Source organism: uncultured Albimonas sp. (assembly GCF_963977235.1).
Classification (GTDB): domain Bacteria; phylum Pseudomonadota; class Alphaproteobacteria; order Rhodobacterales; family Rhodobacteraceae; genus Albimonas.
Genome location: NZ_CAXBOD010000041.1, coordinates 15,721 through 37,966 on the forward strand (window position 1 = coordinate 15,721; position 22,246 = coordinate 37,966).

Here is a 22,246-nt window from a genome sequence, read left to right on the forward strand (position 1 = left end):
GTCGACGAGAAACGCAGAAGAGGTGCCGCTCCGATGACCGCCCGACGCCGCCCGTTCCGGTCCCTCGCGGCCGTCTCGCTCGCCGCGCTCGTCGCGGCCGGCGCCGCGCTCGCTCCCGCGCCCGGCGCCGCCCAGGAGCCGCTGCGCATCGAGATCACCGAGGGCGTGATCGAGCCGATGCCGATCGCGATCCCCGCCTTCGTCTCGAACGGCGGCGCCTCGGCCTATGCGCAGGAGATCCGGCAGGTGGTGGTCGACGACCTCGCCGGCTCGGGCCTGTTCCGGATCATCGATTCCTCGGCCTACCTCGGTCGGATCGGCTCGGTCGACGAGCGGCCCGAGTTCGAGAACTGGCGCGTGATCAACGCCGAGGCGCTGGGCATCGCCGAGGCGGCGATGACCGAGGACGGCCGCCTGCAGGCGCGCTTCCAGCTGTGGGACGTCTACGGCGGCAAGCCGCTGGGCGACGGGCTGGGCCTGCGGGCCGCGGCGGGCGACGCCCGGCGCATCGGCCACAAGATCGCCGACGCCATCCACCTCGCCCTGACCGGCGAGCCCGGCTATTTCGACAGCCGCGTCGCTTTCGTGTCCGAATCCGGGCCCAAGAACGCCCGCCAGAAGCGCATCGCGGTGATGGACCAGGACGGCGCCAACCTGCGCTACGTGACCGACGGCGGCTCGCTGGTGCTGGCGCCCGAGTTCTCGCCCGCCGGCGACAGCCTGGTCTACATCTCCTGGGGCAGCGGCGCGCCGAAGGTGGTCTACCAGGACCTGCGCGGCGGCGGCTCGGAGGTGCTGGGCTCGTTCCCCTCGATGTCCTTCGCGCCCAAGTTCTCCCCCGACGGGGGGCGGGTGCTGATGTCGCTGACCGACGGGGCGAACACCGACATCTACTCGATGTCGCTGTCCTCGCGGCAGCTGACCAAGCTGACTTCGGGCCCGGCGATCGAGACCTCGCCCGACTTCTCGCCCGACGGCGCGCAGATCGTGTTCGAGTCGGACGCCGGCGGCACGCCGCAGCTCTATGTGATGCCGGCCTCCGGCGGGGCGCCGCGGCGGATCTCCTTCGGGGACGGGCGCTACGGCACGCCGGTCTGGTCGCCGCGCGGGGACCAGATCGCCTTCACCAAGCAGCTCGGCGGGCGCTTCCATGTCGGGGTGATGCGCACCGACGGGTCGAACGAGCGCCTTCTGACCGCCTCTTTCCTCGACGAGGGTCCCACCTGGTCGCCCAACGGCCGGGTGCTGATGTTCTTCCGCGAATCCCCCGGCGCCAGCGGCGCGCCCCAGATCTGGCGCGTCGATGCGAACGGGCGCAACCTGCGCCGGGCCCCGACGCCGGGCGCGGCCTCCGATCCGTCCTGGTCGCCGCTGCTCCCCTGAGCCGCGGCGCCGGTGCGCAACAAGATGGCGGGCAAACCGCCGGACCACCCCCCATCGCCTGGCGGAACGTCCGCCAGGCCTGAGCCAAGGACCTGAGATGACCGTGCTCAAACCCCTCGCCGCCCTGCTCCTCGTTGCGGGCCTCGCGGCCTGTTCGACCGATGTCGAGGACACGGACGCCACCGCCGGCGCCACGCCCGGCTACGGCGCCGGCCAGTTCGACCCCGCGTCGGTCGAGTATTTCAACCAGTCGATCGGCGACCGCGTCTACTTCGCCACCGACAGCTCGCTGCTGGACGCGGCCTCGCAGGCCACCCTGCGCGCCCAGGCCGACTGGCTCCGCCAGAACGCCGCGCGCACCGCGACCATCGAGGGCCACGCCGACGAGCGCGGCACCCGCGAGTACAACCTCGCGCTCGGCGCCCGCCGCGCCGCGGCCGCGCGCTCGTTCCTGATCGGCGAGGGCATCGACGCCTCCCGCCTGCGCATGGTCACCTACGGCAAGGAGCGCCCCGAGGCCCTGTGCTCGAACGACAGCTGCTGGTCGCAGAACCGTCGTTCGGTCACCGTCATCGCCGGCGGGCCGATCAGCTGATGAGCGGGCGCCTGCGTGACGGCGCCCGGGGGGCGCGCCGGCCGCGGCGCGCCTCGCCGGTCGCGGCGGGGGAGGGCCTGGCGGTCCTCCTGCATCCCGCCCTTGCGCCGCTCCGGGGCCTTGCCCTGGGCGGACTGATCCTTGCGGGGGCGGTCGCCGCCCCCGCCCTGGCGCCGACGCCCGCGCTCGCCCAGCAGGGCGGCGCGGCGGCGGCCCAGATCCAGTCGCTCGAGGAGGAGGTGCGCCGTCTCAACGGCCGCATCCAGGAGCTCGAGCACAAGATCGACCAGATCGCCCGCGACGGCGGCCAGCGGATCAACGACCTCGACTGGCGGATGACCACGCTCGAGGGCGGCGACTCGTCGCTGGTCGGCGATCCGGCGCCGCTGGGCCAGGCCGGACCGCGGCCCTCGTCGAGCGGCGGCGGCGGCGGCGCGGTGGCGGTGTCCGAGCAGGTGGCCCTCGACGACGCCAAGCAGGCGATCGCCACGGGGGACTACGGGGGCGCGCGCTCCCGTCTTCTGCAGTTCCTGGCGCAGTATCCCGACGGGCCGCTGACCCCGGAGGCCGAGCACCACCTGGGCCGCGCCCAGCTCGAGCTCGGCCAGAGCCGCGAGGCCGCGCAGACCTTCCTGACCAACGTCACCGCCTATCCGCAGGCCAAGACGGCGCCCGATAGCCTCGCCTATCTTGGCGTGGCGCTGGGTCGGCTGAACCAGGTCAACGAGGCCTGCCTGACGCTGGCCGAGGTCGGCTCGCGCTATCCCGGATCCTCGGCCGTCTCGACGGCGCAGACCGAGCGCAGCCGCCTCGGCTGCCAGTGACCCGGTGAGCGGCGGCGCCGGGACCCCGCGCCCGGCCCCCGCCGGGCGCGACGCCGAGGGCGCCGCCGCTCGACCGGACGCGGAGGCGCCGACCGGGGCCCCCGGTCTCGCCCCGCCGTCCGGGGCTTCCGCTCCCGCCCCGCCCGGGGGGACCCCTCCCCTGGGCGCGCCCGCGCCTCGCGGCGAAGCGACCTCCGAGCCTTCCGCGCCGCCCCCCGCTTCCACGCCCCAGCCCCCCGAAGCGGCGCGCCCCATCGACCTCGTGTTTCACCCCGCCCGGCCCGGCGACGCCGAGACCGCCGCGTCGACCCGCGCCGCCCTGCGCGCGCGGCTCGAGGCGCTGGCGCCCGAAACTCTGGGCCTCGCGGTTTCCGGGGGCGGCGACAGCCTGGCGCTGTTGCTGGCGGCCCTCGATCTGTCGCGCGAGCGCCCCCTGCGCCTCGAGGCGGTCACCGTCGACCACGGTCTGCGCGCGGAGGCCGGCGTCGAGGCCGCCTGGACCGCCGCCCTCTGCGCCCGCCTCGGCGTCCCCCACGCCACCCTGCGCTGGACGCAGCGCCCCGAGACCGGCAACCTCGCCGAGGCCGCGCGCGAGGCCCGCGCCGGGCTGATCGCCGGCTGGGCCTCGGCCCGCGGCCTGCGGGCGGTGGCGCTCGCCCACACCCGCGACGACCAGGCCGAAACGCTGCTGATGCGGCTGGCGCGGGGCTCCGGCCTCGACGGCCTGTCCTCGATGCGCGAAGTGTCCGAGCGCGCCGGCGCCAACTGGCTGCGCCCCGCCCTCGCGCTCGGGCGCGAGGATCTGCGCGCCCTGCTGCGCGACGCCGGCCAGGGCTGGATCGAGGACCCCTCGAACGAGGATCCGGCCCGCGACCGGGTGAAGGCCCGCCGCGCGCTCGCCGCCCTGCGGCCCGTGGGCGTCACCGCCGAGGGGATCGCCGCGGCCGCCGCGCGGCTCGCCGAGGACAGCGACGCGCTGCGCGACCTCGCCGCGGGTTTTCTGCGCGGCCGCCTGAGCGTCGGCGGCGCCGGAGAGCTGCGCCTGCCCCGCGCCGCGCTCGCCGAGGCCCCCCACGCCCTGCGCCGCCGGGTGCTGGCCGAGCTGTTCCGCGCCCTTGCCGGCGCCGCCCACGCGCCGCGCGCCCGGGCGCTGGCCGAGATCGAGGCCGCGATCCTCGCCCCCGGCCCGCTGCCTCCCCGCACGCTGGGCGGCTGCGTTATCCGCGCCGAGGGCGACGCCCCCTGCCCCGACGCCCGCCACGAGATCGTGCTCTACCGTGAGCCCGCCGCCCTCCCCCCGCCCGGCGCGCCGCTGGACGCGCCCTGGGACGGCCGCTGGCGGCTGGAGGGGACCGGCCCCGCCTTCGCCGCCGCGGCCGAGCGCGCGGTGATCGGCCCGCTTGGCGCCACCGGCCTCGCGCTGCTCGCCGCCGAAGCCCGGGCCGGCGCCTGGACCCCGACCGAGGCCTGGTCGCGCGCCCCCCGCCCCGCCCGCGCCGGCGCGCCGGCGCTGCGGATCGGGGGCCGCCTGGCGGCCGCGCCGCTGGCGGCCTGGGGGGTTGACCCCGGTCAAGGCGTCGCGCCCCTTGCGCAGGCGACCTTGCGAGACCTTCTTTTGGAAAGGATTCTGCGGTAGACGCCCAAGGTCATGCGACCCGGCGGCCCCGCCCCGAACCCGAGGCGACCGTCGGCGCGCGCGCCCGCGCGTTGACCGTCGCCGTGTGATACCTATGTGAGGGGTCAGTCCCCGCGCACCGAATCGGAGATCAGCCTTGGGCAACGCCAAGAACCTGGCCTTCTGGGCCGTCGTGATCCTGCTTCTGGTCGCGCTTTTCAGCGTGTTCCAGGAAGGCGGCGGCAGTTCCCAGGGAGCCCGCATCACCTACTCTGACTTCCTGCAGAGGGTGGAAAGCGACCAGGTCTCCTCCGTCGTCATCGACGGCGAGCGCATTTCGGGCCGCCTCGGCTCGGGCGCGGAGTTCCAGACCATCCAGCCGGGCGGGGCCGACGTGATCCCCGACCTGCGCCAGCACGGCGTCGAGATCCGGGTCGAGCCGCAGCAGTCCTCGGGCCTTCTCTCGACCTTGGGCTTCTGGCTGCCGATGCTGATCCTGATCGGCGTGTGGATCTTCTTCCTCAACCGCATGCAGGGCGGCGCCCGCGGCGGCGCCATGGGCTTTGGCAAGTCCAAGGCCAAGCTGCTGACCGAGCGCTCGGGCAAGGTCACCTTCGACGACGTCGCCGGCATCGACGAGGCCAAGGAGGAGCTCGAGGAGATCGTCGAGTTCCTGAAGGACCCTCAGAAATACTCCCGCCTCGGCGGCAAGATCCCCAAGGGCGCCCTGCTGGTGGGCCCTCCGGGCACCGGTAAGACGCTTCTGGCGCGCGCCATCGCGGGCGAGGCGGGCGTGCCCTTCTTCACCATCTCGGGCTCCGACTTCGTCGAGATGTTCGTGGGCGTCGGCGCCAGCCGCGTGCGCGACATGTTCGAGCAGGCCAAGAAGAACGCCCCCTGCATCGTGTTCATCGACGAGATCGACGCCGTCGGCCGCCACCGCGGCGCCGGTTACGGCGGCGGCAACGACGAGCGCGAGCAGACCCTCAACCAGCTGCTGGTCGAGATGGACGGGTTCGAGGCGAACGAGGGCGTGATCCTGGTCGCCGCCACCAACCGTCCCGACGTGCTCGACCCCGCGCTGCTGCGCCCCGGCCGCTTCGATCGCCAGGTCGTGGTCCCGAACCCCGACGTGGCCGGCCGCGAGAAGATCCTGCACGTCCACGCCCGCAAGGTGCCGCTGGCGCCGAACGTGGACCTGAAGGTCATCGCCCGCGGCACGCCGGGCTTCTCGGGCGCCGACCTCGCCAACCTGGTGAACGAGGCCGCGCTGACCGCCGCGCGGCTGGGCAAGCGCCTGGTGACGATGGACGACTTCGAGAACGCCAAGGACAAGGTCATGATGGGCGCCGAGCGGCGCTCGATGGTGATGACCCAGGACGAGAAGAAGCTGACCGCCTACCATGAGGCCGGTCACGCCGTCGTCGGCCTCAACGTCCCCGAGCACGACCCGATCCACAAGGCCACCATCATCCCGCGCGGCCGCGCGCTGGGCCTGGTGCTGAGCCTGCCGGAGCGGGACCACCTCTCGGTCAGCTACACCAAGTATCGCTCCAAGATCGCCATGGCGATGGGCGGCAAGGTGGCCGAGGAAGTGATCTTCGGCCCGGACAAGGTGACCTCGGGCGCGGCCTCGGACATCCAGCAGGTGACCAAGATCGCCCGCGCGATGGTGACCCAGTTCGGCATGTCCGAAAAACTGGGCAACATCGACTACGCCAACGAGCAGCAAAGCTACCTCGGCCCGGGCATGGGGCAGTCCAACGCCTCGCCCGAGACCCAGCGCGTGATCGACGCCGAAGTCCGCCGCCTGGTGGACGAGGGCTACGAGACCGCCAAGCGGATCCTGACCGAGCGCAGCATGGACCTCGAGCGTCTGGCCCAGGGCCTGCTGGAGTACGAGACGCTGACCGGCGAGGAGATCGGCAAAGTGATCCGCGGCGAGACGCTGGACCGCTCCAACGACGAGCCGCCGCCCCCGGTGTCGGGCGAGGGGTCGGGCATCGCCTCGATCCCCAAGGCCGGCAAGCGCCGTCCGGGCGACGATGGCGGCATGGCCCCCCAGCCCCAGGGCTGAACGCCGTGCCAGACGAGACCAGAACGGCGGCCCCCGGGCCGCCGTTCCGCTTTTGAGGAGGCCGGCCGGGATGCCGGCCGGGATGCGGCGTCGAGGTCGGCGACCAGTTTGCCGGTCGGAGGCGCCGCGTCAGGCGTCTCGCGGGTCGAGGGGTCTTGCCCGCGGCGCATGGCGGGCGCGGCGCCCGGCCGGACCGTCTCCCCAGTCAAGACCGCGCGCCGGCGTAGGGCCGGGCGGCGCCCTGCGGCGAGGGTCCGGCCTCAGGGCTCCGAGCGCCCGTGCGTTTCCTGCCGCGCATCCTGCTTGCGGATCGTGCGCCGGAAGGTGGCGACCCGGTAGAGGTAGATCGCGCCGATCGCGACCAGCACGCCCGTCGCCACAGGATCGAGCCAGGCCGACACCGCCTCGTACTCGCGCCCCAGCGCCCAGCCCGCGCCGGCCAGCAGCGACACCCACACCGTCGAGCCCGCCGTGGTCAGCGCCAGGAACGGCCACAGCCGCATCCCCGAGACGCCCGCCGGAACCGAGACGAAGGTGCGCACGGTCGGAACCAGGCGCCCGAGCAGCACCGCCCAGCCGCCATGCCGGTCGAACCAGGCGTCGGCCTTGTCGACGTCGCCGGGGGTCAGCGTCAGCCAGCGCCCGTGCCGGCGAGAGAAGCGCTTCAGCCCGGCCGCCCCGATCCGCAGCCCCACCCAGTACCACAGCGTCGCCCCGGCGACCGAGCCCACCACACCGCCGGCGATCATCGCCGCCAGCGCCGGCGCGCCGCCCTCATGCATCTGCGCGACATATCCCGCCAGCGGCATCACCAGCTCGGAGGGGATCGGCGGGAACAGGTTCTCGAGGAACATCAACGCCGCCACGCCCAACGCTCCGGCCGCCTCGATCACCCCTGTCATCCACTCGACCATCCGCCGTCTCCCTGCCCATCCGCCGCCCTGCGCGCCGGCGACAGCTAGGCCGACCGGGCGGCGCCTTCATGGCGAGGCTGGGGCGGCGCGGGGTCGGACGGGCTCGGCGCGGATCAGAACCGCACGCAGGACAGTCCCTCGACCTGCATCACGCTCTCCTGGTCGAAGCGGCGCATCCACAGCGCCCGGATCTCGGCCAGCGCCGCATCCGCCTCGGCCGAGGGCGCATGCCAGAGCAGCAGCACGAAGCTCCCCTCCCGCGCCACCGCGCCATCCGCGCCGCGCCACTGGCCCGAGGCGGGGAAATGCGTCAGCCCGTCGGGGAAGCGCGGGGTGATCTCGGCGTCCACGAAGGCCTGCCACTCGGCCTCGCTCACCGGCGGGGCCGCGGCGCGCCCGGTCCCGAAGAACAGCTCGCTCCGCGCCATCGGCACGGCGCCCTCCGCGCAGGGCGCGGCGGCGAACCCCGCCCCCGCCATCCCGACCCACAGCAGAAGGGCCAGACAAGCCCCCACCCCACGGCGCACACCTGCAGTCATGACAGCCTCCCGGACAGGACAGCCCCCGCCCCCCTCTCCCCGCCGCCCGGACGCGCCGAGGGTGGGCGGGTGGGGAGGCGTGGCCGGGGGGCGGGGAGAGGGGGGCGGCGCCGTCAGGCGCCCGCCGCGTTCAGCAGCGCCATCTGCTCCGCGCTCAGCGCCATCGAGGCGGCCCGCGCGAAACTCTCGACCTGCGCGACCGAGGTGGCCGAGGCGATCGGCGCGCTCACCCCGTCGGTCGCGATCAGCCAGGCGAGCGCCACCTCGGCGGGCCTCGCCTCCTGCGCGCCCGCCACCTCGTCGAGCGCCGCCAGAACCTTCATCCCCTTCGCGTCGAAATATTTCTCCAGCCGCGCCCCGCGCGGCCGCCCCTCGGCGTCGGCCGCCGAGCGGTACTTGCCCGACAGGAACCCCGAGGCCAGCGAGAAATACGTGGTCACCCCAACGTCCGCCTGCGCGCACACCGCCTTCAGCTCCGCGTCGAACCCGGCGCGATCATAGAGGTTCAGCTCGTTCTGCAGCGCCCCGTAGGCCGGCAGCCCCGCGGCCTTCGAGGCCGCCAGCGCCGCCCCCAGCAGCTCGGCGTCGTAGTTCGAGGCCCCGATCGAGGCGATCTTCCCCGCCTTGAGCAGCTTGGCATAGGCGCCCAGCGTCTCCTCGTGGGACACGGTCGGATCGGGCCAGTGCGAGAAATACAGGTCGATCCGCTCGATCCCCAGCCGGACCAGCGAGTCCTCGACCGCCTTCAGGATATGGTCCTCCGACAGGTCCCGCTTGCCCTGCCCCATGTCCGAGCCGACCTTGGTGAAGATCGTCACCTTCTCGCGCATCCCCGGCCGGGCGGCGAGCCAGCGGCCGATGACCGTCTCCGACTCGCCCCCCTCGTTGCCGGGGAACCAGCGCGAATAGACGTCGGCCGTGTCGATGGCGTTGAAGCCGTGATCGACGAAGGCGTCCAGCACCCGAAAGCTCTCGGCCTCGTCGATGGTCCAGCCAAAGACGTTGCCCCCGAACACGATCGGCGCGATCGAGAGGCCCGTGGACCCCAGCCTGCGTTTCTCCATCGAAACTCTCCTGCCTGGCCCCGGCCGCCCGCCCCCTCGGCGCGCGGCCCCCGGCCGGGGCTGCGCGTCCGGGCGACGGGCGCTCGGGGCGAAATGGGGGGCCGCGCGCCGGGACCGGCCGCGGATCCTGCGACGCCCCGATCATGGGCCGGGCCGGCCGGCGAATCCAGCCTGCGCCCGAACCGATCGGTCGCGCTTGCCCCCCGGCCCCCCGAGGAATACCTCCAGGGTCCAACAACTCCAGGGGAGGCCGCGCCATGGACCATCACCACAAGACCGACCGGGTGGAGCGCTGGCTCGACCTTCCCGTCCCGGCCGCCGAGGTCTGGGCGCTGATCGGCGACTTCTTCCGCCTCGACCTCTGGCACCCCGGCGTCGAGTCCTCGGAGAAGGTCGAGCTCGAGGGCGAGTTCTACCGCCATGTCCGGGCAAAGGGCGGCGCCACCTTCCTCGAGAAGCTCGAGACCTCGGACGGCCGCCTGCAGCGCTACTCGATCGCCGAGAGCCCGCTGCCGGTGGAGAACTACCTCGCCACCCTGACCTGCTTCGACCGGGAGGAGCCGGGCGAGACCGGGTCCCGCGTCTACTGGTCCGCAAGCTTCGATTCCGACAGCCCCAAGGCCGACGAGATCATCGCCGGCGTCTTCGAATCCGGCCTGCGCGGCCTGCGCGACCGCTTCGGCGGCTGACCCGGCCCCCCGCCTCCGGTCTCCCGGGGGCGGACCCCGCTCGGATGCCTCCAACTTTAGCGGTGAAACCGTTGCACGGGGCGACGGCGCCGGCTACTTCGCCGTCAAGTTGTGTGAGGTGTCCGGACAAAGATGAGCAACCATTCTGCATTTGACCGTATCGAGCGGTGGGTGGACCTCCCCTGCTCGGCCGAGGAGGCGTGGCCGAAAATCGGCGGTTTCCTGAGCATCGTCGACTGGCACCCCGCCCTCGCCTCGGGCGAGGAGCTGCAGATCGAGGGAGTGCGCCACCGCCGCCTGACCACCACCTACGGCGCCGGGATCCTCGAGCGTCTGGTGGCGCGCGGCCCGCGTCTGCTTCGCGTCTCCGTCGTCGAAAGCGCGCTGCCGATGGAAGGCCACCTCGCGACCCTGAGCTGCGCCCACCGCCCCGGCGGCTGCCGCGTGACCTGGACGGCGGAGTTCGCCTCCCCCAGCGCGCGGACCGGCGAGATCGTGGCCAATATCCACGAGATCGGCCTCGCCGCCCTGGCCGTGCGCTTCGGCGCGAAGACCGCTCCCGACGCCCTGCCGGCCGAAGGCGCCGCGCTCTCGGCCCGGTCCGGGACCTGACCGGACCCGGGCCCGGGCCCGGCCTCAGCTCCGGTCTCAAAGCCGGTCTGGCGCCCGAGACCGGGCCGGAGATCGGGCCTGAGGTCGGGCCTGAGGTCGGGCGAGCGCCCCGGGGCGGCCGAGGGACGCTTGCCGCCCGCGACAGGATGCACCGCCGCAAAACGGGGCGCCCGCCGTTCATCTGCTTGCGGGCGCGCCGGCGCCTGTGCCTAATGCCTCCGCTGTCGGCAGAACCACCGCGAAAGGGGCCCCCGATGATCCGATTCCGCACGCTCGCCTTCGCCGCCGCGACGCTCGTCGTCGCCGGCGCGGCGCATGCCCAGACCAAGATCGCCTTCGCCAACGACTGGAAATGGGAGGGCCCCGCCGCCCCGTTCCTGCTGGCGCTCGACAAGGGCTATTTCGAGGAGGCGGGCCTCGACGTGACCATGGATACGGGCAAGGGCTCGCTCGACGCGATCCCGCGCGTGGCGGCGGGCACCTACCAGATGGGCGCCGCCGACATCAACACGCTGATCAAGTTCCGCGACCAGAACCCCGACCTGGACGTGAAGGCGATCTTCATGATCTACAACCAGCCGCCCTTCGCGGTGGTCGGCCGCAAGAGCCTCGGGATCGAGACCCCCAAGGACCTCGAGGGCAAGATCCTCGGGGCCCCCGCCCCCGACGGCGCCTACGCCCAGTGGAAGGCCTTCACCAAGGCCAACGACATCGACGCCTCGAAGGTCACCATCGAGAACGTCGGCTTCCCGGTGCGCGAGCCGATGCTCGCCCAGGGCAAGGTCGACGCAATCACCGGCTTCAGCTTCTCGTCCTACATCAACCTCAAGGCGAACGGCGTGCCGGAGGACGACATCACCGTCCTGCTGATGACCGAGAACGGTCTGGACCTTTACGGCAACGTGGTGCTGGTGAACCCCGCCTTCGCCGAGGAGAACCCCGAGGCGGTGACCGCCTTCCTGACCGCGCTGGTCAAGGGCTTCAAGGAGACCGTCGCCGACCCCGCCGCCGCGGTGAAATACGTCACCGCCCACAACGACGTGGCCCGCGAGGAAGTGGAGCTCGAGCGGCTCGAGATGGCGCTGCGGGACAACATCGTCACCGACGAGGTCCGCGCCAACGGCTTCGGCGCCGTGGACATGGAGCGTCTGACCAAATCCATGGACCAGATCGCCGACACCTACGACTTCCAGTCGCGCCCCGCGGCCGAGGACATCTTCGACCCCTCGTTCCTGCCCCCCGCCGAGACGCGGATGCTGGACTGATCGCGCGCCCGGGATGTTGAACACAGGACCCCGACGATGAGCTTCGTCGAGATCTCCGACGTCGCCCTCCGCTACGCCCCCCAGGGCGCGGCGGAGGGGACGCTCGCCGTGGACGGCCTCTCCCTCTCGGTCGAGAAGGGGGAGTTCGTCGCCGTCGTCGGGCCCTCGGGCTGCGGCAAGTCCACGCTGATGAAGCTCGCCACCGGGCTGAATTTCCCCACGAAGGGGACGGTCTCGGTGGCGGGGGCGCCGGTGAAGGGGCCGGTGTCGATCGCCGGCATGGCCTTCCAGAACCCGGTGATGCTGCCCTGGCGGCTGACCCGCGACAACGTCCTGCTGCCGCTGGAGGTGGTGCAGCCCCACCGCCGCCAGATGCGCGCCCGCAAGGCCGAATACCAGGCCAAGGCCGACGCGCTGCTGGCTTCGGTGGGCCTCGAGGGGGCGGGCGACAAGTATCCCTGGCAGCTCTCGGGCGGCATGCAGCAGCGCGCCAGCCTGTGCCGGGCCCTGATCCATGAGCCCGAATTGGTGATGCTGGACGAGCCCTTCGGCGCGCTCGACGCCTTCACCCGCGAGGAGCTGTGGTGCGTGATGCGCGACCTGCACGCGGAAAAACGGTTCACCACGATCCTCGTCACCCATGACCTGCGCGAGGCGGTGTTCCTCGCCGACCGGATCTTCGTGCTCTCGGCCCGTCCCGGGCGGGTGGTGAAGGTCCGCGACGTCGACCTGCCCCGCCCGCGCCCGCTGGACGTCACCTATGAGCGGCAGTTCACCGACATCGTGCACGAGCTGCGCGGCCTGATCGCGGAGGCGCGCCAGTGAGCGAGGCCAGCGAAGAGGCGGTCGTCGCCGCCTACAAGTCCGACCCCTGGGTGCGGCTCGCCCCCTGGATCTGCACCATCGGCCTGTTCGTGGTGTGGGAGCTGGCGGTGCGGGTTCTGGAGGTGCCCTACTACATCCTCCCCGCCCCCACCGCGGTCGCCTACGCGGCTTACGAATTCGCGGGCGGGCTGCTGGAGAACTCGCTCCAGACCCTGTGGACCACGCTGGCGGGCTTCGGGCTCGCCATCGCCTTCGGGCTGGCGCTGGGGCTGTTCATCGGCTGGGACCGGCGGATCTATGCGGGGCTCTACCCGCTGATGATCGGCTTCAATTCGATCCCCAAGGTCGCCGTGGTGCCGATTCTGGTGCTGTGGTTCGGCACCGGCTGGCTGCCCGCCGTGCTGACCGCCTTCCTGATCTCGTTCTTCCCCATCGTGGTGAACGTCGCCACCGGCCTTGCGACCATCGAGCCGGAGATGGAGGACGTCCTCCGCGCGCTGGGGGCCAAGAAGATCGACATCATGACCAAGGTCGGGATCCCCCGCTCGCTGCCCTATTTCTTCGGCTCGCTGAAGGTGGCGATCACGCTGGCCTTCATCGGCTCGGTGATGTCCGAGACGGTGGCCGCGAACTCCGGCGTCGGCCACATGATGCTGACTGCGCAGGCGAATTTCGAGGTGCCGCTGGTCTTCGCCTGCCTCATCGCGCTCGCCATCGAGGGGATCGTGATGTACGCGGTGATGGCCTGGCTCGAGAAGCGGATGACCGGCTGGGCGCACCGCTCGGGCTTCAATCGCTGAGGCGGGTTGAGGGCGGGGGAGGCGCGTCCCTCTCGCCCTCGCGCCCGTCTTGCCCCCGGGCGCGGGCGCTTGTAGCGTCCGCCCTCCCGCTCCGCCCCCGACTCGGATGGCCGACATGCTCGACGACGACGACAACGATTTCTCGACCACCACCGTCTCGGCCGGCCAGCTCCGCGCCATCGTCGAGCGCATCGAGCGGCTGGAGGAGGAGAAGAAGGAGGTCTCGGAGCAGATCAAGGAGGTCTACGCCGAGGCCAAGGGCAACGGGTTCGACGCCAAGACCCTCCGCAAGATCGTGGCCCTGCGCAAGAAGAAGCCCGAGGAGCGCTCCGAGGAGGAGGCGATGCTCGAGCTTTACATGAACGCGCTGGGCATGCTTCCGGGCTGACCCGCAAGGCGCATTGAAATGCGCCCTACGACGCCGGCTGCCGGGCTGAGGCCCGGACCGGACCCGACGACCGGCGCCCCGGGCGCCTCCCCGAGCGGGCGCGCGGCAAGCGCGCCCTTTCTGTTTCCCGCGCAGCCTCCCGCGAAATCTGAGGACCTGTTTCCATGACCCGCACCCGCGGCCTGATCGTCGGCGCCATCGCCATGACGGCGACCGTCGTCGCCTCCAACATCCTCGTGCAGCGCCTGCTGGGCGACTGGCTGACCTGGGGGGCGCTGAGCTACCCGATCGCGTTCCTCGTCACCGACCTGACCAACCGCGCGCTGGGCGCGAAGGCGGCGCGGCAGGTGGTGCTGGCGGGCTTTGCGGCCGGCGTCGCCTGCTCGCTGGTCGCGGCCGGAATGGGGGCCACGACGCTGCGGATCGCGGCGGGCTCGGGGCTCGCGTTCCTCGTGGCGCAGATGCTCGACGTGGGGGTGTTCGACCGGCTGCGCGGGGAAAGCTGGTGGCGCGCGCCGCTGGTCTCCTCGCTGGTGGGGTCGGCGGCGGACACGGCGATCTTCTTCACGGTGGCCTTTTCGGGCGCGCTCGGCCCGCTGGTTCCCTGGGACGACGTCTCCTGGGCGAACGAGCTGGTTCCCGTGCTGGGCATCGGGCGCGAGGCGCCTCTGTGGGTCAGCCTGGCGCTGGCGGACTTCGCGGTGAAGATGGCGCTGGCGCTGCTGGCGCTGGCCCCGTTCCGCGCCGCGCTGGCCTGGATGCGCCCGGCGCGGCCCGATTCCGCCTGACCTGCGCGTCGCCTCACGATCGGTGTGATCGTCCGAATTTTTCTCTGGACCGGCAGGACCTGCGGCGGCATGCTCGTCCCCAGGTTCAACTTAAGGAAAGGAGGTGATCCAATGTCGAGTGGCACGTTGGAGCTGAAGGTCGGGTTCACGTTCGAGGTGATCGCCTAAGGGGCAGCCTCCTTTTCCGACGCTTCGGGCGCGAGGGGTTCAGTCCCTGCCCGCCTGAGGCTCCACGGCTCACGGGACCGCGGCGAAAGCCGCGGTCCTTCCGTTTTCAGGGGTCAGCGTTTTCCGAGCCTTCCGGACCGTCGCCCTTGAGGATCGCCCTTGAGGATCGCCCTTGAAGGATCGCGCGGGGGGTGCATTCTGCCCCGCGACAGCCGCCCGCCCCTTCCCCCGACCTGGCAGCGATCGACATGCTCTGGATCACCGACGCCGTCACCCTTGCCGACTGGGAGTTGACCGAGCAGTTCACCCGCGCCTCCGGGCCCGGCGGGCAGAACGTCAACAAGGTCTCCTCGGCCGTCGAGCTGCGCTTCGAGGCCGAGCGCTCGCCCAACCTGCCCCCCGACGCCAAGGCGCGGCTGCGGCGGCTGGCCGGGCGACGCTGGACCTCGGACGGGGCGCTGATCATCCGGGCCGAGACCCACCGCTCCCAGGCGCGCAACCGCGAAGAAGCGCGCGAGCGGCTGGCCGAGCTGGTCGCCAAGGCCCTGCACCGGCCCAAGCGGCGGGTGGCGACCAAACCGACGCTGGGCTCCAAACGCAGACGCCTCGCCGCGAAGACGCGGCGAGGCGAGGTCAAGTCCCTCAGGCAGGCGCCCGGGAGCGATGACGCGTAGCGGGCCCGGCTCAGGCCGCGCGGGACAGGTGGCGGCCCTCCAGCACCTCCTCGGCGATCTTGCTCACGAAGGCGTCGAGGTCGTCGGGCTTGCGCGAGGTGACGATGCCCTCGTCGCAGATCACCGCCTCGTCCTCCCAGCGCGCGCCGGCGTTGATCATGTCGGTGCGGATCGAGCCGAAGGAGGTGGCGCGGCGGCCGCGCACGATGCCCGCCTCGATCAGCAGCCACGGGCCGTGGCAGATGGCGGCGATGGGCTTCTTGGCGTCATGGAAGGCCTTCACGAAATCCACCGCGCCGCGGTTGGCGCGCAGAAGGTCGGGGTTGATCTGGCCGCCAGGGATGACGAGAGCGTGGAACTCGTCGTGGTTCACGTCCTCGAGCCGGCGGTCGACCTCGGCGCTCTCGCCCCAGTCCGAGCCCTTCCAGCCGCGGATCGGGCCGGCTTCGGGCGAGACCACGTGCACCTCGGCGCCCATCTCGCGCAGACGGTCGCGGGGGACCATCAGCTCGGACTGCTCGAAGCCGTGGGTGGAGAGGATGGCGATGCGCTTGCCGGTCAGGTCGGCCATGGGAGCCTCCTTTGGTTTCAATCGGTTCTGGGCTTGATCTGCGCAGCCGGAGCGAGGATTCAAGCGCTGTCGGGAAATCGCCCGGAAAGGGTCACGATGGCTCCGCCGCGTGGAACGGGCGCCCGATGAGCGACGCCGAGCGGCCCGGTCCCGACTGGGACGCGAAATACGCCGCGGCGCGCGGGGGCCTGTTTGGCGAGGCGCCCAACGCCTGGCTGGCGATGTGCCTGGCCCGCCCCGGCGCGGCGCCCCGCTCGGCCCTCAGCCTCGCCGACGGGGACGGGCGCAACGGGACCTGGCTGGCGGGGCGGGGGCTGGAGACGAGCGCCGTCGACCTCTCGGCCGAGGCCACGCGCCGGGCCGAGGCCCGCGACCGCGCCGCCGGCGTCAGGGTGGCGCGGACCGCCGCCGACCTCCTTGACTGGTCGCCCGGCGCGCGGCGCTGGGACCTCGCCGCGCTGATCTGCCTGCAAGGCCCGCCCGCCCTGCGCCGCCGCGGCCTGTCGCTGGCCGCCGAGGCGCTGGCCCCTGGCGGCTGGCTGGTGCTGGAGGGGTTCGGCCCGGGCCCCGCAGGCGCCCCGGCCGAGGGGCCCGGCCCCCGCGCCCCCGACCTGCGCTGGAGCGTGGACGAGAGCCTCGCCTGGCTCTCCGGCGAGGGGCTGGAGGTGCACGAGGCGCTGGAGGGCGCCGTCCGCCTGGACGAGGGACCGCTCCACCAGGGCCTCGCGCGGATGACCCGGCTGCTCCTGCGCCGACCGCCGCTGGGCTGACGCGGGCGCCCTGCCTGCGCGAGGCCCGGAGACAGGGTGGCGTCCTCGGGGGCATCGAGCCCCCTCGGCCGCCGTCGGCTGCGCCGACGCGCCCCCTCTCGGGCCGGGCGCTTCAGGCGCCTGGTCCGGCCGGGCCTCCTGTCCGCGAACGGTCGCCGCGCGGTCCTGCCGCGGGACAGAGGCGACCGGACGGCTTAATGGTCTGGACAAGCGTGGCCCTGCGCCTTAGGGGCTCGCCTCCCGGTTCGACGCGGGCCGCCGCGGGCGCAGCGCGCGAGGGGGCCAGAGGCCGCCCGGCGCGGCCGCCCCGGTGGCGCTGCGCTTTTCCGCACTCACTCTCGCCGCAAGGCCGACATGCCCGTTTTCAAACCCGATCCCGTCCAGGAGGACGCCGCTCCGACCGCGCCCGCGCTCTCGCCCCTGGCGCTTGCCGGACGCTGGGTGGCGATGGCCGCACTGTCGGCCGCGCTGGGGGGGGCGTTGAACGCCGCGGGACTGCCCGCGGCGATGCTGCTGGGGCCGATGATCGCGGCAGCGGCGATGGCGCTCTCGGGCCGCTCGGTTCCGCTGCCGCGGGCGGCGCATTTCGCGGCGCTCGGCGTGGTGGGCTGCATGGTCGGCGAGGCGACGCCGCCGACGGTGCTGGGCGACATCCTCGACCACTGGGTCGTGTTCCTGATCGGCGTCGGATCGGTCGTGGGGCTGGCGGGGGGGCTGGGCTGGCTGCTGGCCCGCGCGCAGGTGCTGCCGGGCACCACCGCGGTGTGGGGGGCCTGGCCGGGCGCGGCCTCGGCGATGGTGATCCTCTCGGACGCGCATGGGGCCGACATGCGGCTGGTCGCGGTGATGCAATATCTGCGGGTCAGCCTGGTGGCCGCGAGCGCCGCCCTGATCGCCCGCTTCTGGGTGGGCGTGCCCGAGGGGGTCGAGGCCGCGGCCGTCGACTGGTTCCCCGCGCCCGACCTGCTGGGTCTCGCGGTGACCGCGGCGGTGGTGACCGCGAGCCTCGCGATCGGGCGGATCGTGCGGATGCCCTCGGCCCTGTTCCTCGCGCCGATGGCGATCGCGATCGCGCTGAACGCCTCGGACCTGCCGACGCCGGCGCTGCCGCCCTGGCTGCTGACCGGGGCCTACGCGGTGGCGGGCTGGGGGATCGGGCTGCGCTTCACCCGGCCGATCCTGGCCCATGCCGCCCGCGCCCTGCCGCAACTGCTGATCGGCATCGTGGCGCTGATCGGGCTGTGCTTCTGCCTGGGCGTGGCGCTGGCCGCGGCGACGGGCGAGGACCTGCTGACCGCGGTGCTGGCGACCAGCCCCGGTGGCATGGACTCGGTCGCGATCATCGCCGCGTCCTCGGACGTGGACATGCCCTTCGTGATGGCCATGCAGACCGCGCGGTTCCTCGCGGTGCTGTTCCTGGGGCCGTGGCTGGCCCGGCTGATCGCCTCCTGGGTGCCGAGGGCCTAGCCCTTCATCACCCCGGCCAGCGCCGAGCGGGGCAGCACCACGTGGCAGCCCTGCTCCTGGTTGACCATCTGGGTGACGCGCACGTCCGCGGCGAGGCTGCACAGCATGTAGGCCTCGGTCCGGGTCAGGGTGGTGAGCCGCTCGATCCAGTCCAGCATCCGGCGCAGCGCGGCGCGGGCGGCCTCGTCGAGCGCGTAGTGCGTGCCGAAGGAGATCAGGGCGTCGGGCGTTTCGGCATGCGGGAAGTCGAAGGGCAGGTCGCGGCGCAGCAGGATCTCGAACTCGCCCTGCAGCGCGGTCTCGATGGCGGTCACGCAGACCTCGCCGTCGCCCTGGCGGCCGTGGCCGTCGCCGACCGAGAACAGGCCGCCCTCGGCCAGCACCGGCAGGAACAGGGTGGCGCCGGCGCGCAGCTCCTTGCAGTCGATGTTGCCGCCGTGAGCGCGGGGCTGGATGGTCGAAATCGGCCCCCAGGCCGGCGGCGGCGCCACGCCCATCACGCCGAAGAACGGGTCGAGCGGCAATTCCGTGCCCCAGGGCAGCGTCGCGGTCCCCGCGGCCTCGTCGAGGCGCGTGAAGATGAAGCCCGCCTCGATCTCGCGGGCCAGCGCGCCCGCCAGCGGGCGGACCAGCGTGTAGCCCCAGTCCTGGCGCAGGCCGACGCGGCGGATGCGGATCTCGAGCACGTCGCCGGGTTGCGCGCCGCGCACGGCGACGGGGCCGGTCAGGATGTGAGGGCCGATGGCGTTGCGGGGGGCGTGCGCGTGGATCTCATGGAGTTCGGGGGGGATGTGGAAGCCTTCGCCCGGCAGGTTTCCCTGCACGCCGGAGACGGAGTCGATGGTGACCACGTCGCCGCTCTCGATGGTCAGGGCGGGGGTCATGCCCGCCTCGAACCAGCCCCAGTGGGCCGTCTGAGCGCTTGCCTCAAGGTGATGCTTGGCCATCTCGCCGCCTCCGCTGCCGATGGGGAGCATTGAGCGGCGGCGCGCGGCCGCGCGCAAGCCCCCGACGCGCCCCCGTGACGATGGGCGGCGAAGGGGGACGCGCGCGGCGCCCCGGGGCGGTCGCGTGCCGGAGGGTCGACACCGGCCGAGCGGCGCGCAGGGTCAGTGCGCCCGGGCGCGCCAAGGCGGCGCGGCGGGCGCCCGGGCCCGGCGTGGCGCACGAGGCCCCGGATCGGGTCCGGGGCGCGCGCGTGGCCGGCCGGTCGCGCGGGCCGGGTGCGCCGGCGCCCGTTCAGACGGCCAGCGAGTGCCGCGCCTCCGAGCGGGCGAGGCGCGCGTCGAAGGCCGCGGCCGCGACGCGGACCAGAGGCCGGCCGCGCGGAGTCATCCGGACGCGGTCGCCCGTGATCTCGACCATGCCGTCGGCGCGCAGTTCGGCCAGCCGGCCCAGCGCCTCCTCGGCCCAACCGGCGGCAGCGTCGTGACGGCGCCCGGCCTCCGCCAGATCCACCTCGAAATCGCACATCAGCCGCTCGATCGCCCAGGCGCGCAGCCGGTCGTCGGCGTCCACGGCAAGCCCGCGCGCCACCGGCAGGCGGCCGGCCGCGATCTCGCGCGCCCAGGCGCCCGTCTCGGTCAGGTTCTGCGCAAAGCCCTGCGGCGTCCGGGTGATCGCGGTGGCGCCGAGGCCCAGCAGCGTCTCGGCCGTGTCGGTCGTGTAGCCCTGGAAGTTGCGGCGCAGGGTCCCCTCGCGCGCCGCCACCGCCAGCGGGTCGTCGGGCAGCGCAAAATGGTCGAAGCCGATGCGCTGGTAGCCCAGCGCCTCGAGCGTCCGGGCCGCCGCTTCGGACTGGGCGGCGCGCTCGCCGGGGCCGGGCAGCGCCTCCTCGGGCATCATCCGCTGGTTCTTCGCCATCCAGGGCACGTGGGCGTAGCCGAACAGCGCGATGCGCTGCGGGCCCATCTCGGTCGCCTGGATGACGGTGCGGCGCAGGCTCTCGACGGTCTGGAAGGGCAGGCCGTAGATCAGGTCGTAGCTGACCTCCTCGACCCCTGCCGCGCGCATCGCCTGCGTCGCGGCCTCGACCATGGCGGGCGGCTGCACGCGGTTGATCACCTGCTGGACGCGGGGGTCGAACTCCTGCACGCCGAAGGAGGCGCGGGTGAAGCCCAGGGCCCCCAGCCGGACGGCCATCTCCTCGGTCAGGGTGCGGGGATCGACCTCGATCGCCAGTTCCGAGCCCGGGCGCACATCGAACCGCGCGCGCACGGCGGTCATGATCCGCGCCAGGTCGTCGGGGCTCAGCGAGGTCGGCGTCCCCCCGCCCCAGGCGAGATGCGAGACCGCCATGCGCCCCGGCAGCGCCGCGGCCGTCAGCTCGAGATGCGCCAGCAGGCTCTCGACATAGTCGGCCACAGGCTCGTACCGGCGGGCGAGCTTCATGTTGCAGCCGCAGTACCAGCACATCTTCCGGCAGAACGGCACATGGAGATAGAGCGAGACCGGATCCCCCGGCGCCAGCCCCGAAAGCCAGCCGCCCAGCGCCGCCGCCTCGAAATCCGGCCGGAAGTGCGGCGCGGTCGGATAGGAGGTGTAGCGCGGCGCGGCGCGGCGGGCGTAGCGGGCGATGACCGGGTCCATGGCAGGCTCCTCGCGGCTGGGGCACGGGGAGCGACTTAGACCCGAAACAGTTGCGGGTTGATGACCTGGATCAAACGGATCGAAGTTAACCGCCCCTCTCAGCCGTGCTTGATCACCAGCGTGCGCAGGGTGGTGAACTCGCGCAGGCCCTCGAAGCCCTTCTCGCGGCCATGACCGGACTTGCCCATGCCGCCGAAGGGCAGCTCGATGCCCCCGCCCGCGCCGTAGGCGTTGACGAAGACCTGCCCCGCCCGGATCCGCCGCGCCACCCGCAGCGCGCGCGAGCCGTCCTTCGACCAGACCCCGGCCACCAGGCCATAGTCCGTGCCGTTGGCCATCGCCACCGCCTCGGCCTCGTCGCGGAAGGTCAGCATCGCGAGCACCGGGCCGAACACCTCCTCGCGGGCCAGCGCATGGTCGCGCGGGGTGGGGGCGAACAGGCGCGGACGCACGTAGAACCCGCCCTCGGGCGCCTCGGCCGCGATCTCGCCGGCCGCCGCCAGCGTCACGCCGTCGGCCTGCGCCCGCTCGCAGAAGCCCTCGACGCGGGCGCGCTGGCGGGCGTTGATCACGGGGCCGAGGTCCAGGTCCGCCTCGGGCGGGCCGGCGCGCATCGCCCGGAAGCCCGCGGCCAGCCGCTCGGCGAGCTCGTCGGCGAGGCTCTCGTGGACCAGCGCGCGGGAGCCCGCCGAGCAGGTCTGCCCGCAGTTCTGGATGATCGCGTTCAGGATCACCGGGGTCACCGTGTCGAGGTCGGCGTCCTCGAACAGGATCTGGGGCGACTTGCCGCCCAGCTCCAGCGTGCAGCCGGCGTGGTGGGCGGCGGCGGCGATCTGCACCTGGGCGCCCGTCTCGGGGCTGCCGGTGAACGAGACGAAGTCGACGCCCGGATGCGCGGCCAGCGCCGCGCCCGCCACCCGGCCCAGCCCCGGCACCACGTTCAGCGCCCCCTCGGGCAGGCCCGCCTCGGCCAGCATCTGCGCCATGCGCAGGAGGCTCAGGCAGGCGTCCTCGGCGGGCTTGAGCACGCAGGCGTTGCCGGCGGCGAGCGACCCGCCCACCGAGCGGCCGAACATCTGCGCGGGATAGTTCCACGGGATGATGTGGCCGGTGACGCCGAAGGGCACGCGCTCGGCCACGGCCAGCACGCCCTCGATGGTGGGGATCGCCTCGCCATGCAGCTTGTCGGCGGCGCCGGCGTAGAACTCGAAATACCGCGCGCAGGCGGCGATGTCGGCGCGGGCCTGGCGGATCGGCTTGCCGGTGTCCTGGCTCTCCAGCAGGGCCAGCGCCTCGGCCTGGTCTTCGACCATCCGCGAGAACCGCGCCAGGATCCGCCCGCGCTCATAGGCGGTCATCCGCCCCCAGGGCCCCTCCTCGAAGGCGCGCCGGGCCGAGCGCACGGCCCGGTCCACGTCCTCGCCGCCCCCGGCCGCGATCCGCCCCAGCGCCCGGCCGTCGCCCGGCGCAAAGGTCTCCAGCGTCTCGCCGGCCAGCGCGGGAACCCAGGCGTTGTCGAGAAACACCCCGTCCGAAGCGGGCCGGACGGCGGAAAGCGGGGACTGCACGTTCATGGGACCCTCCCTGGATCGCGATTTGGCGCGAGCCTACCCCGCGCTTCGCGCCGGC

The 22,246-nt window shown here is 73.1% G+C and carries 22 protein-coding genes; 15 read left to right on the forward strand and 7 right to left on the reverse strand.

Features of this window, described 5'->3' with window-relative positions; all coding sequences use genetic code 11:
- Positions 1-33 precede the first annotated feature (33 nt).
- From tolB to ftsH, 5 genes are all read left to right on the forward strand, one after another.
- The gene (gene tolB / locus AAC134_RS16685) at positions 34-1,383 is read left to right on the forward strand and encodes a Tol-Pal system beta propeller repeat protein TolB (protein ID WP_339950254.1); all 1,350 of its coding nucleotides are present in this window, start codon (positions 34-36) and stop codon (positions 1,381-1,383) included.
- Positions 1,384-1,480: 97 nt separating this feature from the next.
- Positions 1,481-1,978 (forward strand): peptidoglycan-associated lipoprotein Pal, encoded by a 498-nt coding sequence (gene pal, locus AAC134_RS16690; RefSeq protein ID WP_339950255.1) that lies wholly within the window; start codon positions 1,481-1,483, stop codon positions 1,976-1,978.
- A complete protein-coding gene (gene ybgF / locus AAC134_RS16695; protein WP_339950256.1) occupies positions 1,978-2,802 on the forward strand; it encodes a tol-pal system protein YbgF in 825 nt (274 codons plus the stop codon). Before pal ends, ybgF begins: the two co-directional genes overlap by 1 nt.
- A gap of 262 nt (positions 2,803-3,064) precedes the next feature.
- The gene (tilS, locus tag AAC134_RS16700) at positions 3,065-4,438 is read left to right on the forward strand and encodes a tRNA lysidine(34) synthetase TilS (protein WP_339950257.1); all 1,374 of its coding nucleotides are present in this window, start codon (positions 3,065-3,067) and stop codon (positions 4,436-4,438) included.
- A 136-nt stretch (positions 4,439-4,574) separates the two neighbouring features.
- Positions 4,575-6,494: an ATP-dependent zinc metalloprotease FtsH gene (gene ftsH, locus AAC134_RS16705; RefSeq protein ID WP_339950258.1), complete on the forward strand. Its 1,920-nt coding sequence runs from the start codon at positions 4,575-4,577 to the stop codon at positions 6,492-6,494.
- A gap of 260 nt (positions 6,495-6,754) precedes the next feature.
- On the opposite strand, the gene AAC134_RS16710 is transcribed toward ftsH, so the two are convergent.
- The 3 genes from AAC134_RS16710 to AAC134_RS16720 all read right to left on the reverse strand — a co-directional run bounded on the left by AAC134_RS16710 (position 6,755) and on the right by AAC134_RS16720 (position 9,011).
- Positions 6,755-7,408, reverse strand: a complete 654-nt coding sequence (locus AAC134_RS16710; protein WP_339950259.1) for a DedA family protein — start codon at positions 7,406-7,408, stop codon at positions 6,755-6,757.
- Positions 7,409-7,521: 113 nt separating this feature from the next.
- On the reverse strand, positions 7,522-7,947 hold the full coding sequence (locus AAC134_RS16715; protein ID WP_339950260.1) for a DUF3574 domain-containing protein: 426 nt from the start codon (positions 7,945-7,947) through the stop codon (positions 7,522-7,524).
- 113 nt (positions 7,948-8,060) lie between these two features.
- Positions 8,061-9,011 (reverse strand): aldo/keto reductase, encoded by a 951-nt coding sequence (locus AAC134_RS16720; protein WP_339950261.1) that lies wholly within the window; start codon positions 9,009-9,011, stop codon positions 8,061-8,063.
- Between the two features lie 257 nt (positions 9,012-9,268).
- On the opposite strand from AAC134_RS16720, the gene AAC134_RS16725 reads away from it, so the two are divergent.
- The 8 genes from AAC134_RS16725 to arfB all read left to right on the forward strand — a co-directional run bounded on the left by AAC134_RS16725 (position 9,269) and on the right by arfB (position 15,220).
- Entirely contained in the window at positions 9,269-9,700 is a 432-nt protein-coding gene (locus tag AAC134_RS16725; protein WP_339950262.1) for an SRPBCC family protein, read from the forward strand.
- 132 nt (positions 9,701-9,832) lie between these two features.
- Positions 9,833-10,312, forward strand: a complete 480-nt coding sequence (locus AAC134_RS16730; RefSeq protein WP_339950263.1) for an SRPBCC family protein — start codon at positions 9,833-9,835, stop codon at positions 10,310-10,312.
- A gap of 254 nt (positions 10,313-10,566) precedes the next feature.
- On the forward strand, positions 10,567-11,577 hold the full coding sequence (locus tag AAC134_RS16735; protein WP_339950264.1) for an ABC transporter substrate-binding protein: 1,011 nt from the start codon (positions 10,567-10,569) through the stop codon (positions 11,575-11,577).
- Positions 11,578-11,613: 36 nt separating this feature from the next.
- Positions 11,614-12,402, forward strand: a complete 789-nt coding sequence (locus AAC134_RS16740; RefSeq protein WP_339950265.1) for an ABC transporter ATP-binding protein — start codon at positions 11,614-11,616, stop codon at positions 12,400-12,402.
- Positions 12,399-13,202: an ABC transporter permease gene (locus tag AAC134_RS16745; protein WP_339950266.1), complete on the forward strand. Its 804-nt coding sequence runs from the start codon at positions 12,399-12,401 to the stop codon at positions 13,200-13,202. The genes AAC134_RS16740 and AAC134_RS16745 overlap by 4 nt, the downstream gene beginning before the upstream one ends.
- A 106-nt stretch (positions 13,203-13,308) precedes the next feature.
- Positions 13,309-13,590, forward strand: a complete 282-nt coding sequence (locus AAC134_RS16750; protein WP_339950267.1) for a DUF2312 domain-containing protein — start codon at positions 13,309-13,311, stop codon at positions 13,588-13,590.
- A gap of 164 nt (positions 13,591-13,754) precedes the next feature.
- Positions 13,755-14,378, forward strand: coding sequence for a VUT family protein (locus AAC134_RS16755; protein WP_339950268.1), 624 nt, complete (start codon positions 13,755-13,757; stop codon positions 14,376-14,378).
- 416 nt (positions 14,379-14,794) lie between these two features.
- Positions 14,795-15,220: an alternative ribosome rescue aminoacyl-tRNA hydrolase ArfB gene (arfB, locus tag AAC134_RS16760; protein WP_339950269.1), complete on the forward strand. Its 426-nt coding sequence runs from the start codon at positions 14,795-14,797 to the stop codon at positions 15,218-15,220.
- 10 nt (positions 15,221-15,230) lie between these two features.
- Here the strand turns inward: arfB and AAC134_RS16765 are convergent, their stop codons facing one another.
- Positions 15,231-15,791 (reverse strand): type 1 glutamine amidotransferase domain-containing protein, encoded by a 561-nt coding sequence (locus AAC134_RS16765; RefSeq protein WP_339950271.1) that lies wholly within the window; start codon positions 15,789-15,791, stop codon positions 15,231-15,233.
- A gap of 125 nt (positions 15,792-15,916) precedes the next feature.
- Between AAC134_RS16765 and AAC134_RS16770 the strand changes: the two genes are divergently transcribed.
- On the forward strand, positions 15,917-16,561 hold the full coding sequence (locus tag AAC134_RS16770) for a class I SAM-dependent methyltransferase (RefSeq protein WP_339950273.1): 645 nt from the start codon (positions 15,917-15,919) through the stop codon (positions 16,559-16,561).
- A gap of 354 nt (positions 16,562-16,915) precedes the next feature.
- Entirely contained in the window at positions 16,916-18,028 is a 1,113-nt protein-coding gene (locus AAC134_RS16775; RefSeq protein ID WP_339950274.1) for an AbrB family transcriptional regulator, read from the forward strand.
- Here the strand turns inward: AAC134_RS16775 and AAC134_RS16780 are convergent.
- The 3 genes from AAC134_RS16780 to AAC134_RS16790 form a co-directional block, all read right to left on the reverse strand.
- Complete coding sequence (locus AAC134_RS16780) at positions 18,025-18,975, reverse strand: acetamidase/formamidase family protein (protein WP_339950275.1); 951 nt, start codon at positions 18,973-18,975, stop codon at positions 18,025-18,027. The two genes, AAC134_RS16775 and AAC134_RS16780, sit on opposite strands and share 4 nt — an antisense overlap.
- 292 nt (positions 18,976-19,267) lie before the next feature.
- Positions 19,268-20,617, reverse strand: a complete 1,350-nt coding sequence (gene hemN, locus AAC134_RS16785; RefSeq protein ID WP_339950276.1) for an oxygen-independent coproporphyrinogen III oxidase — start codon at positions 20,615-20,617, stop codon at positions 19,268-19,270.
- A gap of 98 nt (positions 20,618-20,715) precedes the next feature.
- Positions 20,716-22,191 carry an aldehyde dehydrogenase family protein gene (locus tag AAC134_RS16790; protein WP_339950277.1) on the reverse strand — a complete coding sequence of 492 codons (1,476 nt, stop codon included), beginning with the start codon at positions 22,189-22,191 and terminating at the stop codon, positions 20,716-20,718.
- Positions 22,192-22,246: the final 55 nt, after the last annotated feature.